This window comes from Promicromonospora sp. NPDC090134 (assembly GCF_044746965.1).
GTDB lineage: Bacteria > Actinomycetota > Actinomycetes > Actinomycetales > Cellulomonadaceae > Promicromonospora.
Genome location: NZ_JBIVCZ010000010.1, coordinates 37,040 through 51,728 on the forward strand (window position 1 = coordinate 37,040; position 14,689 = coordinate 51,728).

Below are 14,689 nucleotides of genomic sequence, written 5' to 3' on the forward strand. Positions count from 1 at the left end.
AGAAGACGCGACCGGGTCAGCCAGCCGCGTGCCCCGGTCAGCGGGTTCTCAGGGCCCGCGTCAGCGGGTTGTCAGGGCTCGCTTCAGCGGGTCGTGAGGGCCGCGTCAGCGAGGCATGAGGGAGTGCTGGGTCAGCGGCCCGTGAGGGCGCGCGTCAGCGGGTCGCCGCTACCCGCCGGGAGCACGCGCAGGCGGCGCGCGGTGCCCTCGGCGCCTTGCTCGGCGGCCTCGGCCGCCCGCGCCCGCAGCGACTCGGGCGTGTCGTCCGAGACCCGCAGGAACCAGCCCGAGCACATGTCGAGCTCGCCGGCCGCGATCGCGTTGACCACGTCGGTCACGCGCTCGACGGGGGTCCACTCGGTGCGGCCCTCGTGGAGCGTCATACCCGTGGACATGTCCGTCTTCACGACGCCGGGTGCCAGCTCGAAGACGCGGATCCCGTGGCAGAAACCGTCGTCGTGCAGGTTGGCGCCCATCCGCAGCAGGGCGGTCTTGCTCGCGTTGTACGCCGAGCTGCCGCCCCGCATCTCGTGCGAGCTCGCGCCCGAGGCCAGGTCGACGACCCGGCCCCCGCCGCGCGCGATCATGCCCGGGACCGTCCAGCGGCTGAACAGGAACGGGCCGCGCACGTTGGTCTCGAAGACCGACCACCACTCGTCGGGGTCAGCCTCCCACAGCGGGTGCTCGGACTCGATGGCGCCGGCGTTGTTGACCAGCAGGTCGACCGAGCCGAGCGCGTCCTGCGCCTGCTCGACGGCGGTGCGCACCGCCGCCGGGTCGGACACGTCGGCAGCGAGCACCACGGCGTCCACCCCGGCGGCCCGGACCTCGGCGGCCACGGCCTCAAGCCGCGCCGCGTCTCGCGCGAGCAGGGCGACGTGCACCCCTGCTCGCGCGAGACCCAGTGCGATCTCGCGGCCGATGCCGCGCGAGGCGCCCGTGACCAGCGCCGTCCGTGCCGGCGGGACGGCGGCGGGCGCCCCCGAAGGGGTGCCCGCCGCCGGAGCGGCGCCCGCAGCGGGCGCGTCAGCCACGCAGCACCGCGCCGGCCGCGGCCGACGCCGACTCCACAACGGCGTCGCGCACCGCGCGGACCTCCTTGGCGGACAGGGTGCGGTCCGCCGCGCGCAGGCGCAGCGAGTACGCGAGCGACTTCTTGCCCTCGCCCACCTGCTCCCCGGTGAAGACGTCGAACAGGGCGATGTCCTCCAGGAGGTCGCCGGCCCCGGCCACGATCGCCGACCGCACGACCTCGGCGGGCACGCCGCCGTCGACCACGAAGGCGAAGTCCTCCTTGGCCGCGGGGAACGCGGACACCGGCGCCGCGACGACAGGCTCGCCCGACGCCGCGCCGACCAGGACCGTCAGGTCCACCTCGAACGCCGCCGCCCGCGCGGGCAGCCCCAGCGCCTCGACGACCTTGGGGTGCAGCTCACCGGCGTGACCGACGAGCGTCCCGTCCGCGAGCTCAAGACGCGCGCAGCGCCCCGGGTGCCACGGCATCCGGTCGGGATCGCCGGAGACGACGACGTCGACCCCCGCGCGCTCGGTCACGAGGCGCGCCGCCTCCAGGGCGTCCGCCCAGCCGGCGGCACGGCCCGAGCCCCACCATCCGGCGAGCTCGCGCTTGCCGGTCAGCACACCGGCGACCCGGCGCGGCTGGTCGGGGACCGCCGCCGCGAGCGCCGCGAGCTGCTCGTCGCTGGGCCGCACACCGCCGGGCAGCGTCGGCGCCACGGGGGCGCCCTCCGCCGGCGTGGTGACCAGCCCGATCTCGTAGACCGCGAGGTCGGTGAGCCCGCGCGACACGTTGCGCCGCACGGTCTCCAGCAGCGTGACCAGCAGGTTGGACCGCATCAGCGGCCTGTCGTCCGCCATCGGGTTGACGAGGCGGAGCGAGACACGGCGCTGGTCGTCGGCCGGCAGGCCGAGGGCGTCGTACTCGGGCGTGCCCACGAACGGGTAGCTGAGGGTCTCGACGAATCCGGCCTCGGCCAGGGCGCGCGCGACCGAGCGCCGCGTGCGCTGCTCGGTGGTGAGCCCCCGGCCCCCTGTGGCCGCGGGGAGCACCGACGGGATCTCGTCGTAGCCCTGGATGCGCACGACCTCCTCGACCAGGTCGGCGGGCTCGGTCAGGTCGGGCCGCCAGGACGGCGGCGTGACCGTGAGCACCCCCTCGCCGGCGGTCCCGACGCCGGCGCCGATCTCCTCGAGCGTGCTGCGCACCTGCTCCGGGGTGTACTCGACACCCGACAGCCGGGTGGGCTCGGTGACCTTGAGCGCGATCTGGGCGGGCGTCCCGGTCTCGTCGAGGTCGCTCACCGCGGCGTCGGCCGTACCGCCGCCGAGCTCGACCAGCAGGTCGACCACGCGCTGCGCCGCGACGGCGGGCAGCAGCGGGTCGACACCACGCTCGAACCGCTTGGCAGCCTCGCTCGGGAGCTTGTGCCGGCGGGCGGTGCGGGCGACCGTGATCTGGTCGAAGTGCGCCGCCTCGACGAGCACGTCGGTGGTGGTCGCGCTGACCTCGGACGACGCTCCGCCCATGACGCCCGCCAGGCCGAGCACGCGGCTGCCCGCGCCGTCGGGCGAGTCGGTGATCAGCAGGTCCTCGGTGTCCAGGGCCCGGTCGACGTCGTCGAGGGTGGTCAGGCGCTCGCCGGCGGTCGCCCGGCGGACCACGATCGGTGCCGAGACCTGCGCCAGGTCGTAGGCGTGCAGCGGCTGCCCGAGGTCGAGCATCACGTAGTTAGTGATGTCGACCGCCAGGGAGATGGACCGCATGCCGGAGCCCTCGAGGCGGTGCTTCATCCAGGCGGGCGTGGGCGCGGACGGGTCGATGCCCCGCACGACGCGCGTCACGAAGCGGTCGCAGCCCACGACGCCGTTGATCGGCGCGTCGTCCTGCACCCGCACCTCGAACCCGTCCGGGGTGGCCGCGGGCTCGGCGCCGGTGGCCAGGCCGTGGTCGGTGAACTTGGCACCCGTGGAGTGGGCATACTCGCGCGCCACGCCGCGGTAGCTGAACGCGTAGCCGCGGTCGGGGGTCACGTTGATCTCGAGGACCTCGTCCCCGAGGCCCAGGAGCACGATCGCGTCCTGGCCCGGAGTGAGGTCCTCTTCGGTGAACCCGTGCCGTGTCAGCACCAGGATCCCATCGTGGTCCTCGCCGATCCCGAGCTCCCGGACCGAGCAGATCATGCCGTCGGACACGTGCCCGTAGGTCTTGCGAGCGGCGATCGGGAACGGGCCGGGCAGCACAGTGCCGGGCAGCGAGACCGCGACGTAGTCGCCCACGCCGAAGTTGTGCGCGCCGCAGACGATGCCGCGCGCGCCCTCGTCGTCGTTGTGCTCGGGCCCGACGTCGACCCGGCACCAGTTGATGGTCTTGCCGTTCTTCTGCGGCTCGGGGGTCATCTCGAGGACGCGGCCCACCACCAGAGGGCCGGTCACGGCCGCCCCGTGGATCGCCTCTTCCTCCAGGCCGACCTTCACCAGGTCGGCTGCGAGCTGCTCGGCGGTCAGGTCCGCGGGCAGCTCGACGTGGTCCGCGAGCCAGTCCTTCACGATGAGGGGCACTTCAGATCTCCGTCCCGAACTGGGTGGAGAAGCGCACGTCGCCCTCCACGATGTCGTGCATGTCCGCGATCGAGTGGCGCAGCATGAGCGTGCGCTCGATGCCCATGCCGAACGCGAAGCCCGTGTACTCGTCCGGGTCCACGCCCGCGGCGCGCAGCACGTTCGGGTTGACCATGCCGCAGCCGCCCCACTCGATCCAGCCGGCGCCGCCCTTCTTCTGCGGGAACCAGAGGTCCATCTCGGCGGACGGCTCGGTGAACGGGAAGAACGCCGGGCGCAGGCGCGTCCTGGCCTCCGGCCCGAACATCGCCCGGGCGAAGGCGTCCAGGGTGCCCACGAGGTTGGCCATCGTGAGCCCCTTGTCGACGGCGAGGCCCTCGACCTGGTGGAACACCGGCGTGTGGGTCTGGTCGAGCGCATCGGTGCGGAACGTCTTGCCGGGGCACGCGATGTACAGGGGCACGCCACGCTCCAGCAGGGAGCGCGCCTGGACCGGTGAGGTGTGCGTGCGCAGCACGAGGTTCGAGTCGGCGCCGTCCTGCCCCGCAACGTAGAACGTGTCCTGCATCTGGCGGGCGGGGTGGTCCGGGCCGAAGTTCAGGGCGTCGAAGTTGAACCACTCGGCCTCGACCTCGGGGCCGTCGGCGATCTCCCAGCCGAGGCCCACGAAGAAGTCGGCGATGCGCTCCTGGACCAGCTCGATCGGGTGCCGGGCGCCGGCCGTCGCACGCCGCACCGGGAGGGTGACGTCGACCGTCTCCTCCAGCAGCACGTGCGCGTCGCGCTCGGCCTCGAGCTCCGACTGGCGGGCGGCGATCGCCTGGTTGATCCGGCCGCGACGCGGGCCCACGAGCTTGCCGGCCTTCGCCTTGTCGGGTCCCGGCAGTGCGCCGATCCCCCGGTTGGCGAGGGCCAGGGCGCTGCGGTCCCCCGTGTGCAGCGTGCGGACGGCCTTCAGCGCGTCGAGGTCGCCGGCCTTCGCGATGTCGTCGAGAGCGGTCTTGACCGCGGCGTCGAGTGCCGCCTCGTCGAGCGGATCGATGGGTGCCTTCTCATCGGGCGTGGACATGCTTGCCTTCCTGGCGGATTCGGGAGCCGGTCCGGTCCCTGCGTGGGGACCCGTACCGGCATCTGAAGTCTAGGTGCCCGCCAGGGCTCAGGACGCGTTGTCCACAGGGCAGCTCAGTGCCCGCGCGCAGCGCTCGCCGCACGGCCCGTGGCGGGCCGCATAAATCGGCGGGTCAGTAGCTGCATGGCGCCATCATTCCATGCCTCGCCGCGACCGGGCAACGCGATTCACGGGCCCCACGTCGTGGCGCTTGGCACACTTTTTCTTCGTGTCGGTGAGCGGGCATAGCCTCGCACCACACCGCGCGCAGTCCTGCCCGTTTAGGGCGTTTGCTCTCGGAAAACCACACGCGAACGTCCTTGACCACGATCGGTGGCGCATCGCGAAACAGTGCGTTAGTGTGGAACACATGTTCGAATGCGGAGGCAGGCGGAGCGGGACGCGCGGGCCGTTGCCACGGCCTCTTCCCTGGCGCGTCCGGTTCACCGAGCGTCGGCACCTCGAACAGCCATGTCTCCACGGCCGGGGCGGCCCTGGTCCCGGCCGTGGAGACGGCGCCCGACCCGACCGGGGCCGGTCAGCCCTCGAGCGCCCAGGTCTCCACGACCTCGTACCGCGGGCCACCCTGGGGCCCCTCCCCCGGGTGGGACTCGACGAGCGCGAACGAGTCGGCCGTCCACTGCGGTCCGGCGTACACGGAGAGCGCCTGGGCGGCGGGCTCCAGCGCCGACCGCGGCTCGGCACCGGCTCGCTTGCCCCAGCGGTCCCGGCCGCGCGGCGGCTTCACCTGCCCGGCGCGGGCGCGCGCCACGGTGACGTGCGCCCGGTGCGGCTTCACGTCGTCGGGCACCTCGCGCGGGGACGCGGACAGGCAGTCGGCCGCCAGGTCCTTCAGGGCCTCGGTGCCGCCGTCGATGCCGATCCACAGGACCCGCGCCCCGAACGACCCGGCGCCGCGCAGCCGGAGGTCGACGGGCCCGTGCTTGCGCGCGACGTCGGACAGGTCGTCGCGCAGCTCAGGAACCGTCCCCTCCGGGAGGTCGGCGTAGAACGCGAGCGTGATGTGGAGGCTCTCGCGGGGTACCCACCGCGGAGAGGCAGGTACGCCATCGATCGCGAGCCCGAGATGGTCAAGGACGCTCTGGGGCGGGATGACCGCCGTGAACAACCGCACCTGACGATCCTAGGGGCGGGCCCACCCTGCGGGGAGCCCATTTCTCACCGACGACGGCGGCGGCGCGTCACGGCCCACGCGACCACGGCGGCCGCGACCACGAACGCGATCTGGCCCCCGAGGACGATCCGGTTCACGTCGACCGCCGGTACCCAGCGCACGCCCTGGTCGTCCACGACGATGGCGCCCGCCGGCTCGGCGCGGCGGCCGAAGCCGAACCCGCCGCCGCCACCCTCCCCGAGGGCGCCTGTCTCGCCGTCCGCCTCGGCGTCGGCATCGGGGGCCGCCCCGGCCCCACCCTCGGCGTCGCCGCCCGTGGCGTGGTGGCCACCCGGCTCGCTGCCGCCTCCGCCACCTGAGCCCCCGCCGGTCGCCACCCGGGCGGCCGGGATCACGAGGGTCCCATCACGTTCGATCGGCTCTCCGTACACCTGCCGCACGCCGAACGCTCCGGTCAGGGCCTCGCTGATGCGGTTCAGATCAGGCATGTACCTCATCTGCCCACGGTAGGTGACCGCGTCGCGACGCGATACGCCAGGGCGCAAGAGTCACCCGCCCGGGCGTCCTCAGCGCCCGCCGAGCGGCGCACGGTCCGCCCACCACCTGCGGGAGCACAGCGCCGCGAACAGGCCGCCCGCGACGTTCACCAGCACGTCGTCCACGGAGGTCACCCGACCGAGCCGCAGCACGTACTGGAGCACCTCCACGGTCGCGGCGACCCCCACGAGGACGACCGCGACCCGGGCGAGCACCGCCACGGTGCGCCGAGCGGACCCGGACGCGGGGACGGACCGCGCGCCTGACGGAAGGCCAGCCCTGGCACCAGCACCAGCCCCGGCGACCAGCTCGAACCGCACCGGCAGGAAGAAGCCGAGCGCGGCGAGGACCAGGAGGTTGCCGCCCACCTGCACCACCGCCGCGGGGACCGGCCCCGAGAGCTGGTCGGCGAGGTCCCGCAAGGGGACGAGCGAGAGGCCGCGCTCACCGGGCTGGGGCGTGAGGATCATCCACACCCACGGCGCCGTGCCCACGACCATGCCGACCTCGGCGACGGAGTGCCGCCAGGCGCGGGCGTGCGGGACTCCCCGCAGGCGCCGGACCCGCACGAGCAGGCGGATCGCCAGGACGGCGACGACCAGCGCCAGGGCGGCGGGCCGCAGCACGTGGCCCCAGGCGCCCCAGACGTCGGCGGCGGCCTCGGGCAGCCTCAGCGCTGCGCCCTGCCGCTCGCGTACAGGCAGACCGTCGCCGCGGTCGCCAGGTTGAGCGACTCCGCCCGGCCGCGGATCGGCACGCGCACCACGGCGTCAGCCAGAGCCCGGTCGGCCTCCGGCAGTCCCCAGGCCTCGTTGCCGAAGACCCAGGCCGTCGGCCCGGCGAGGTCCGGGGCGGTACCGCTGCCGGCATCGTCGAGCAGGTCGTCCAGGTCGAACGGGCCGGTGCCGTCCGCGGCGAGGACCTGGCACCCGGCGGCACGCAGCTCCGCCAGCGCGCCGTCCAGCGGGAGGCCCGTCACCACGGGCAGGTGGAACAGCGACCCCGCGGTGGAGCGCACCACCTTGGGGTTGTGCACGTCCACGCTCTCCCCCGCGAGCACCACGAGGTCCGCTCCCGCGGCGTCCGCGGCACGGATCACGGTGCCGGCGTTCCCCGGGTCACGAACGGTGGCCAGCACCGCGACCAGGAGCGGCCGGCCGGCGCGCTCCGGGTCCCGCGCGTCGAGCGCCTCGCGCAGCGTGGGCGCGGTGGAGCGGACGACGGCGAGCACACCCTGGGCGTCCGCGCTCATCCCGTCGAGCACCTCCGGGGTGCCGACGTGCAGGAACACCCCGGCCGCGCGCCCGTCGTCGACGATCTCGGTGTAACGCGACGCGGCCGACGGCGTCAGGTAGACGTCCCGGACCGACGACGCGGCGTGCCGGACGACCTCGCGGACCCCCTGGGGGCCCTCGACCAGGTACAGACCGTGCCGGGAACGTGCCGAACGCCCGGCCAGTGACCGCACCTGCTTGACCCGGTCGGCTCGCGGATTCGCGAGCGTCACGTCAAGCGGCACGGATGCCTCCGAGGAGGACACTGTCCGGGCGTCCGGTGAGATGCTCAACCTCAGGCAGCGGCCGGGGCGTTGACGTCCGCCGGCAGCGCGTCCTTGGCGACCTGGACGAGGGCGTTGAACGCCGCCACGTCGTTGACCGCGAGCTCGGCGAGCATGCGGCGGTCGACCTCGACACCAGCGGCCTTGAGGCCCTGGATGAGGCGGTTGTAGGTCAGGCCCTCCGCGCGGGACGCAGCGTTGATGCGCTGGATCCACAGCTTGCGGAAGTCGCCCTTGCGCGCCTTCCGGTCACGGTAGGCGTAGACGAGCGAGTGGGTGACCTGCTCCTTCGCCTTCCGGTAGAGGCGCGAGCGCTGGCCGCGGTAACCGGCGGCGCGCTCGAGGGTCGTACGGCGCTTCTTCTGGGCATTGACTGCCCGCTTCACGCGTGCCACGTGAGACTCCTTGTTACTTCGGGGCTGGAAGGGTTCCGGGCGGCGCGCGTCAGGCGCGCGCCACGGGGATCACTTACCGAGCAGCTTCTTGATCTTCTTGACGTCGGCAGGCGCGACGACCTGGTCCACGGCCAGACGACGCGTACGACGGCTGGACTTGTGCTCGAGGTAGTGGCGGGCGTTGGTCTGCTCGCGCATGACCTTGCCGCTACCCGTGACCCGGAACCGCTTCTTGGAGCCGGAGTGCGTCTTGTTCTTCGGCATGACTGCCGTCTCTCCTCATGTCGGTCGACCGTTGCTGGAACGGCGACGTGTACCTGGGCCGGTCAGCCGGCCCGGTGTCGTGGTGGTCTTGAGGACCTCGGTCTCAGCCGGCCTGGCGCGGCGCACGCGGCTTGGGGGCCACGGGCTTCGGCACCGGCTTGGGGGCCGGGGTCGGCTTGGGAGCTGCCTTGGCGGCGGGCTTCGCTGCCGGCTTGGAGGCAGTCCTTGCCGCGGGCTTGACGGCCGGCTTCGGCGCTGCCGGGGCAGGCGCCTCGGCGGCGGGCTCGGGCTCGACGACCGGCTCGGCCTCGACGACCGGCTCGGCCTCGGCGACCGGCTCGGGCTCCGCCTCGACGACGGGCTCCGACTCCGGCTCGGGCTCGGGCTCGACGACCGGCGCCTCGGCGGGCTCCGGAGCAGCCGCGACCGCGGGCTCCTCGACCACGGTCTCGACCGTCTCGTCGACCTGGTCCTCGGCGGGCTCCACGTCGTCGACCTCGTCGACCGCACGTGCCTGGGCCTTGGCCTCGGACTTGGTCATCCGGCCCGCGTTGATCTCCGTAGCGCGCTTGCGCTGCTCGACCTTGGCGTCAGCCTTCTTCTTGACCGGCCCGAGGACCATGGTCATGTTGCGGCCGTCCTGCTTGGGCATGGACTCGACGAAACCGAGATCGGCGACATCCTCCGCCAGGCGCTCCAGCAGGCGACGACCCATCTCCGGGCGCGACTGCTCGCGGCCACGGAACATGATCATGACCTTGACCTTGTCGCCGGCCGAGAGGAACCGCTCGACGTGGCCCTTCTTGGTGCCGTAGTCGTGCGGGTCGATCTTGAGGCGGAAACGGATCTCCTTGAGGACCGTGTTCGCCTGGTTGCGCCGGGCCTCACGCGCCTTCATGTCGGACTCGTACTTGAACTTGCCGAAGTCCATGAGCTTGGCGACGGGCGGGCGGGCGTCCGGCGCGACCTCGACGAGGTCGAGGTCAGCGTCCTGGGCGAGCTTCAGGGCGACCGCCGTGGCAACCACGCCGACCTGCTCCCCGCCAGGACCGATGAGTCGGACCTCGGGGACACGGATCCGGTCGTTGATGCGAGGCTCGGTGATGGTGATGCTCCTAAGAAGTCGTTGATGGACCACCAGGAACGGGAAATGGCCCCCGCCCTGAACACAGGTGGAGGCCATCACGAGGAAAGGACACGCCGACCCGGCAACAGCACCGCCGGACCTTCGTACCCGACCAAGGACCCGGCCTCTGTCGGCACCTTGCGGTGCACCGTCGTGACTCGGGTGGGATGGAATCCACTTTGCGCACCCGGTTCGCACCGGGTCGGTCGTACCTACACGATACCAGCAGGAGGAGAGCCGCCGCCACGCGGCCAGGTGTGAGGTCGACCGCCCTCTTTCCGGCGGGCGAAACCCGTTGCCCCACTCAACTGGAACGATTCCAGTCTAGGGCCTAGGCTGCTGGTCATGACGTCCACCGCCCCCGCCGCGTCGCCCGAGGAGCTCCTCCGGGGCGCCGGCCTGCGCGTGACCGCCGCCCGCGTGGCGGCGTTGCGCGCGGTGGGCGAGAACCAGCACGCCACGGCCGACGCCGTCCTGGGCTCGGTCCGCTCCGAGCTCGGCACCGTCTCCGTGCAGGCGGTCTACGACCTCCTGCACGCGCTGACCGACGCCGGGCTCCTGCGCCGCATCGAGCCCGCCGGGCACCCCGCCCGCTACGAGCGCCGCACCGGCGACAACCACCACCACATCGTCTGCCGCTCCTGCGGCGCCATCGGCGACGTGGACTGCACGGTGGGCCACGCGCCCTGCCTCACCCCAAGCGACGACCACGGGTTCGTGGTCGAGACCGCCGAGGTGACGTACTGGGGGCTGTGTCCCGACTGCCGCGACCGGGGCTCCGCCGCGGACCCCACCACGCAGCCCTGACCGCACAGACCTTCCAGCCCCGCTGGAACCCCGCAAGAACCCCCGCAAGCAGCAGCAGAGGAAGGCACGTCTGAATGACTACTCCCTACACCACCACGCAGACCGGTACCCCGGTCGCCAGTGACGCGCACTCGCTGACCGTCGGCGCCGACGGCGCCACGGTCCTCCACGACCGCTACCTGGTCGAGAAGCTCGCCCAGTTCAACCGCGAGCGCATCCCGGAGCGGATCGTGCACGCCAAGGGCGGCGGCGCCTTCGGCGAGTGGGAGATCACCGGTGACGTGTCGCAGTACACGCGTGCGGCGGCCTTCCAGCCGGGCGCGAAGGGCGAGGTCGCGCTGCGCTTCTCGTCCGTCGCCGGCGAGATGGGCTCCCCCGACACCTGGCGCGACGTGCGCGGTTTCGCGCTGCGCTTCTACACGACCGAGGGCAACCTCGACATCGTCGGCAACAACACGCCGGTGTTCTTCATCCGCGACGCGATCAAGTTCCCGGACTTCATCCACAGCCAGAAGCGCCTGCCGTGGTCGGGCCTGCGCGACGCCGACATGCAGTGGGACTTCTGGACCCTGTCGCCGGAGTCGGCGCACCAGGTCACCTACCTCATGGGCGACCGCGGCCTGCCGTCCTCGTGGCGCGAGCTGAACGGCTACGGGTCGCACACCTACCTGTGGACCAACGACGCGGGCGAGAAGTTCTGGGTCAAGTACCACTTCATCTCCCGCCAGGGCGTCAAGTTCCTCGACAACGACGAGGCGGCCAAGATCGCCGGCGCCGACGCCGACTACTACCGTCGCGACCTCTACGAGGCCATCGAGCGCGGCGACAACCCGGTCTGGGACATCAAGGTCCAGGTCATGCCGTACGACGACGCGAAGACGTACCGCTTCAACCCGTTCGACCTGACCAAGGTCTGGCCGCACGCGGACTACCCGCTGATCCACTTCGGCCACTTCACGCTGAACCGCAACCCGAAGAACCACTTCGCGGAGATCGAGCAGATCGCGCTGTCCCCGGCCAACCAGGTCCCGGGCACCGACATCTCGCCCGACAAGATGCTGATGGCCCGCGTGTTCTCCTACCCGGACGCGCAGCGCTACCGCGTGGGCACCAACTACCAGTCGGTGCCGGTGAACCAGCCGCACGCCGCGCCGGTGCACAACTACTCGCAGGACGGCTCGCAGCGCCACCACTTCAACGAGGTGGGCACGCCGAACTACGCGCCGAACTCGTTCGGCGGCCCCGTGGCCGACCCGGCCCGCGGGCACGACGGCGCCTGGGAGTCGGACGGCGAGCTGGTGCGCACCGCCGCCACGCTGCACAGCGAGGACGGCGACTTCGTCCAGCCGGGCACGCTCTACCGCGAGGTCTACGACGACGGCGCCAAGGCCCGCCTGCTGGAGACTCTGACCGGCCAGGGCCAGTCGATCACGATCGACGAGATCCGTGAGCGCTTCTTCCAGTACTGGACGAACGTGGACGAGGAGCTGGGCGCCAAGCTGCGCGCCGCCGTCGCCTCCTGACGCTCCCGTACGACGCCGAGGCCGGGCTCCCCACGAGGGGCCCGGCCTCTGCCGTACCGGCATGAGGGATTTCCCCATGGTCCGCCGGCCCTCCTTGTCCGACGGCGGAGGCGCCGCCTACGGTCCCAGGGGTGCTCCGCAGCGCTTCGGCGGGGCACCGCCCGAGACCGCCTGGAGAGAGGGAGCCACCGATGTCCCGTTCGCTCGTCCGACTCGGCGCCGCGCTGACGGCCGGCCTGCTGGCACTGATCGCGGCGGCGGGCCCCGCCGCCGTGGCCCTGGGGCCGGAACCAGCCCAGGGACCAGCGCAGGAACCGGCATCCGCAGCCGCCGACCACCGGGTCATCGCCTTCTACCAGACGATCTACGAGACCGGCTCGGACGGCGTCCGCCGCTACGTGGACCCCAAGCCGCTGCTCGGCTCGGTCACGGACGTCAACGTGGGCGCGATCCACCTGAACGCCGACGCGTCCCTCACGGTGAACGACATCCCGGCCGACCACGCAGAGCTCGGCGTCATGTGGGACGACCTCGCGACCATGCAGGACCAGGGGGTCACGGTCAGCGCGTTCCTCGGCGGCGCCGCCCCCGGCACCTACCGCTACCTGCGGGAGGACTTCGACCGGTTCTACCCGGTGCTGCGCGACTTCCTGCGCGCCTACGACCTCGACGGCGTGGACCTCGACATCGAGGAGACGTTCTCGCTGGCGGACACGATCCACCTGGTCGACACGCTGCGGGCCGACTTCGGGCCGGACTTCGTGGTGACCCTGACACCCGTCGCCACCGACATGGCGGGCCGCAGCAGCTTCTCGGGCGGGTTCTCCTACGCGGAGCTGGAGCGGCAGGCCGGTGACCGGATCGACTGGTACAACACCCAGTTCTACTGCGGCTGGGGCGACCTGCGCACCACGACGGTGTACGACCAGATCCTCGCCAACGGCTTCACGCCGGGCCGCGTCGTGGCGGGCACCGTGACCAACCCCGGCAACTGCAGCGGGTACGTGGACCCGCACACCTTCGACGCCACGGTCGGCACCCTGGTGGACCGGCACCCGGACTTCGGCGGCGTCTTCGGCTGGGAGTACTTCAACTCCGTGGGGTACGACGGCGGCGGCCGCGAGTCCTGGTTCTCGCACGTGGCGGACGTGGTGGGTGGTCGGTAGGACGTCAGACGGTCGGTAGCTCGTCAGGTGGTCGGCAGCTCGTGCTGCCGACCACCTGACGTTTTGTCGACCGTTCGGGTCAGCCCCGGGACGCGGGCACCGTGGGAATCGACGACCGGCAGGGCGAGTTCCATCGTGACGGGAAGGGGCTGGCGCGCGCCTTCGGCTGACGTTCCGTCCAGGTCGGGGTCCGGATAGTGAGAAGTCCGGGTCTCCTCCTGGTCATCTTCCGATTGGCCGCCTATACCTCCCTCACGGTCAACCGCCCACCGCGCGACCACCGAGCTCAACACGTTGCGAGGAGCCCTCCCATGACCTCACCGACCGCACCGACCGCACCGACCGCACCGACCATCACCCCGCCCGCACCCACCGTCGTGGTCGTCTCCGGGAACCCCCGTCCCGGGTCGCGCACCCTGCGCGCCGCCGAGGCGGCGGCGCACCGGATCGCCGCGCACCTGGGCATCGACGACGTCGCGACGATCGACCTGGCCGCGTTCGCCGGCCAGGTCCTCGCCACCGAGCACCCCGAGGCCGACGCCGCGAAGGAGCGTCTCGCCGGCGCCACCGTCGCCGTGATCGCCACGCCCGTCTACAAGGCGGCCTACACCGGCCTGCTCAAGGCCTTCCTCGACCTGTACGGCAACGACGGCCTGGCCGGCGTGGTCGCCGTCCCGCTCGTGGTCTCCGGCAACCCCGCGCACGCGCTGGCCGGGGAGGTGCACCTGCGGCCCGTGCTCGTCGAGCTGGGCGCCGTGGTGCCGGCCCGCTCGCTGACCGTCACGGAGAGTCAGCTCGCCGACCTCGACGGCGTGATCGAGGCCTGGCTGGACAGGGCGGGCGAGCCGCTGCGGCGGGCCACGAGCCTCGCCCGTGTCGAGGAGGTCGTGCGATGACCGCCGAGAACATCGACCTGTCCGCCCTGGAGGAGCTCTTGGCCCAGCAGGACGAGCCCCAGCTCAGCCCCGACGAGTTCAAGACGGTCTTCCGCAACCACCCCGCCGGCGTCGCCGTCGTCGCGCTGCTGCACGAGGACCGGCCCGTCGGTTTCACCGCCACGTCTGTCATCTCGGTCTCCGCGGCGCCTCCGCTGCTCGCGTTCTCGCTCGCCTCGACCTCGTCGTCCTGGCCCGCGGTCTCCGAGGCCAGCACCCTCGCGGTCAGCTTCCTCGCCGACCACCAGGACGACGTCTCCGCCCGGTTCGCCACGAGCGGCATCGACCGGTTCGCCGACGGCGGCTGGACGCCGCTGCCCACGGGCGAGCCCGTCATCGACGGCGCCGTGTCCTGGTTCCGGGCCCGGGTGGTGCAGCGCACGCCGATCGGCGACAGCTATCTCGTCTCGCTGCGCGCGCTGGCGTCCAGCCTCACCGAGGCCGGCGGGGAGCCCGCCGCGTCTCCCCTGGTGTACAAGAACCGCGGCTACCACCGCATCGGCGACGACACGGCGATCTGACCGAGGGGGCGGGGCCGCCGGGCGGCCCCGCCCCT

Annotated in this window: 15 protein-coding genes; 5 read left to right on the plus strand and 10 right to left on the minus strand. The window is 72.5% G+C overall.

All coding sequences use genetic code 11. From position 1 onward, the window contains the following. Positions 1 to 131 precede the first annotated feature (131 nt). The 10 genes from ACIPN7_RS23685 to infC all read right to left on the minus strand — a co-directional run bounded on the left by ACIPN7_RS23685 (position 132) and on the right by infC (position 9,759). The gene (locus ACIPN7_RS23685; RefSeq protein WP_400548201.1) at positions 132 to 1,034 is read right to left on the minus strand and encodes an SDR family NAD(P)-dependent oxidoreductase; all 903 of its coding nucleotides are present in this window, start codon (positions 1,032 to 1,034) and stop codon (positions 132 to 134) included. Next, positions 1,027 to 3,579 carry a phenylalanine--tRNA ligase subunit beta gene (gene pheT, locus ACIPN7_RS23690; RefSeq protein WP_400548204.1) on the minus strand — a complete coding sequence of 851 codons (2,553 nt, stop codon included), beginning with the start codon at positions 3,577 to 3,579 and terminating at the stop codon, positions 1,027 to 1,029. Before pheT ends, ACIPN7_RS23685 begins: the two co-directional genes overlap by 8 nt. 1 nt (position 3,580) lies before the next feature. Continuing rightward, positions 3,581 to 4,648, minus strand: a complete 1,068-nt coding sequence (gene pheS, locus ACIPN7_RS23695; RefSeq protein ID WP_400548207.1) for a phenylalanine--tRNA ligase subunit alpha — start codon at positions 4,646 to 4,648, stop codon at positions 3,581 to 3,583. A gap of 577 nt (positions 4,649 to 5,225) precedes the next feature. Further along, a complete protein-coding gene (gene thpR / locus ACIPN7_RS23700) occupies positions 5,226 to 5,822 on the minus strand; it encodes an RNA 2',3'-cyclic phosphodiesterase (RefSeq protein ID WP_400548210.1) in 597 nt (198 codons plus the stop codon). 44 nt (positions 5,823 to 5,866) lie between these two features. Beyond that, the gene (locus ACIPN7_RS23705) at positions 5,867 to 6,319 is read right to left on the minus strand and encodes a hypothetical protein (RefSeq protein ID WP_400548213.1); all 453 of its coding nucleotides are present in this window, start codon (positions 6,317 to 6,319) and stop codon (positions 5,867 to 5,869) included. A gap of 69 nt (positions 6,320 to 6,388) precedes the next feature. Further along, the gene (locus ACIPN7_RS23710) at positions 6,389 to 6,985 is read right to left on the minus strand and encodes a VanZ family protein (protein ID WP_400548216.1); all 597 of its coding nucleotides are present in this window, start codon (positions 6,983 to 6,985) and stop codon (positions 6,389 to 6,391) included. A gap of 44 nt (positions 6,986 to 7,029) precedes the next feature. Further along, entirely contained in the window at positions 7,030 to 7,878 is an 849-nt protein-coding gene (locus ACIPN7_RS23715; protein WP_400548219.1) for a TrmH family RNA methyltransferase, read from the minus strand. Between the two features lie 50 nt (positions 7,879 to 7,928). Then, complete coding sequence (rplT, locus tag ACIPN7_RS23720; protein ID WP_285101606.1) at positions 7,929 to 8,312, minus strand: 50S ribosomal protein L20; 384 nt, start codon at positions 8,310 to 8,312, stop codon at positions 7,929 to 7,931. 69 nt (positions 8,313 to 8,381) lie between these two features. Beyond that, positions 8,382 to 8,576, minus strand: coding sequence for a 50S ribosomal protein L35 (gene rpmI / locus ACIPN7_RS23725; RefSeq protein ID WP_020016628.1), 195 nt, complete (start codon positions 8,574 to 8,576; stop codon positions 8,382 to 8,384). A 103-nt stretch (positions 8,577 to 8,679) separates the two neighbouring features. After that, a complete protein-coding gene (gene infC, locus ACIPN7_RS23730; protein WP_400548748.1) occupies positions 8,680 to 9,759 on the minus strand; it encodes a translation initiation factor IF-3 in 1,080 nt (359 codons plus the stop codon). Between the two features lie 288 nt (positions 9,760 to 10,047). Here infC and ACIPN7_RS23735 point away from each other — a divergent pair, with 288 nt between their 5' ends. From ACIPN7_RS23735 to ACIPN7_RS23755, 5 genes are all read left to right on the plus strand, one after another. Then, a complete protein-coding gene (locus ACIPN7_RS23735) occupies positions 10,048 to 10,509 on the plus strand; it encodes a Fur family transcriptional regulator (protein ID WP_400548224.1) in 462 nt (153 codons plus the stop codon). Positions 10,510 to 10,583: 74 nt separating this feature from the next. Further along, the gene (locus ACIPN7_RS23740) at positions 10,584 to 12,032 is read left to right on the plus strand and encodes a catalase (RefSeq protein ID WP_400548227.1); all 1,449 of its coding nucleotides are present in this window, start codon (positions 10,584 to 10,586) and stop codon (positions 12,030 to 12,032) included. Between the two features lie 191 nt (positions 12,033 to 12,223). Then, positions 12,224 to 13,198: a glycosyl hydrolase family 18 protein gene (locus ACIPN7_RS23745; RefSeq protein WP_400548230.1), complete on the plus strand. Its 975-nt coding sequence runs from the start codon at positions 12,224 to 12,226 to the stop codon at positions 13,196 to 13,198. Between the two features lie 311 nt (positions 13,199 to 13,509). Beyond that, the gene (locus ACIPN7_RS23750) at positions 13,510 to 14,094 is read left to right on the plus strand and encodes an NAD(P)H-dependent oxidoreductase (RefSeq protein WP_400548233.1); all 585 of its coding nucleotides are present in this window, start codon (positions 13,510 to 13,512) and stop codon (positions 14,092 to 14,094) included. Further along, positions 14,091 to 14,654 carry a flavin reductase family protein gene (locus ACIPN7_RS23755; protein ID WP_400548236.1) on the plus strand — a complete coding sequence of 188 codons (564 nt, stop codon included), beginning with the start codon at positions 14,091 to 14,093 and terminating at the stop codon, positions 14,652 to 14,654. The genes ACIPN7_RS23750 and ACIPN7_RS23755 overlap by 4 nt, the downstream gene beginning before the upstream one ends. Positions 14,655 to 14,689 lie beyond the last annotated feature (35 nt).

Coding starts and splice junctions, on each gene's coding strand:
- ACIPN7_RS23750 (WP_400548233.1), top strand. CDS start 13,510: ATGACCTCACCGACCGCACCGACCGCACCGACCGCACCGACCATCACC.
- pheS (WP_400548207.1), bottom strand. CDS start 4,648: ATGTCCACGCCCGATGAGAAGGCACCCATCGATCCGCTCGACGAGGCG.
- ACIPN7_RS23740 (WP_400548227.1), top strand. CDS start 10,584: ATGACTACTCCCTACACCACCACGCAGACCGGTACCCCGGTCGCCAGT.
- ACIPN7_RS23735 (WP_400548224.1), top strand. CDS start 10,048: ATGACGTCCACCGCCCCCGCCGCGTCGCCCGAGGAGCTCCTCCGGGGC.
- rpmI (WP_020016628.1), bottom strand. CDS start 8,576: ATGCCGAAGAACAAGACGCACTCCGGCTCCAAGAAGCGGTTCCGGGTC.
- ACIPN7_RS23745 (WP_400548230.1), top strand. CDS start 12,224: ATGTCCCGTTCGCTCGTCCGACTCGGCGCCGCGCTGACGGCCGGCCTG.
- ACIPN7_RS23755 (WP_400548236.1), top strand. CDS start 14,091: ATGACCGCCGAGAACATCGACCTGTCCGCCCTGGAGGAGCTCTTGGCC.
- ACIPN7_RS23705 (WP_400548213.1), bottom strand. CDS start 6,319: ATGAGGTACATGCCTGATCTGAACCGCATCAGCGAGGCCCTGACCGGA.
- infC (WP_400548748.1), bottom strand. CDS start 9,759: ATGGCCTCCACCTGTGTTCAGGGCGGGGGCCATTTCCCGTTCCTGGTG.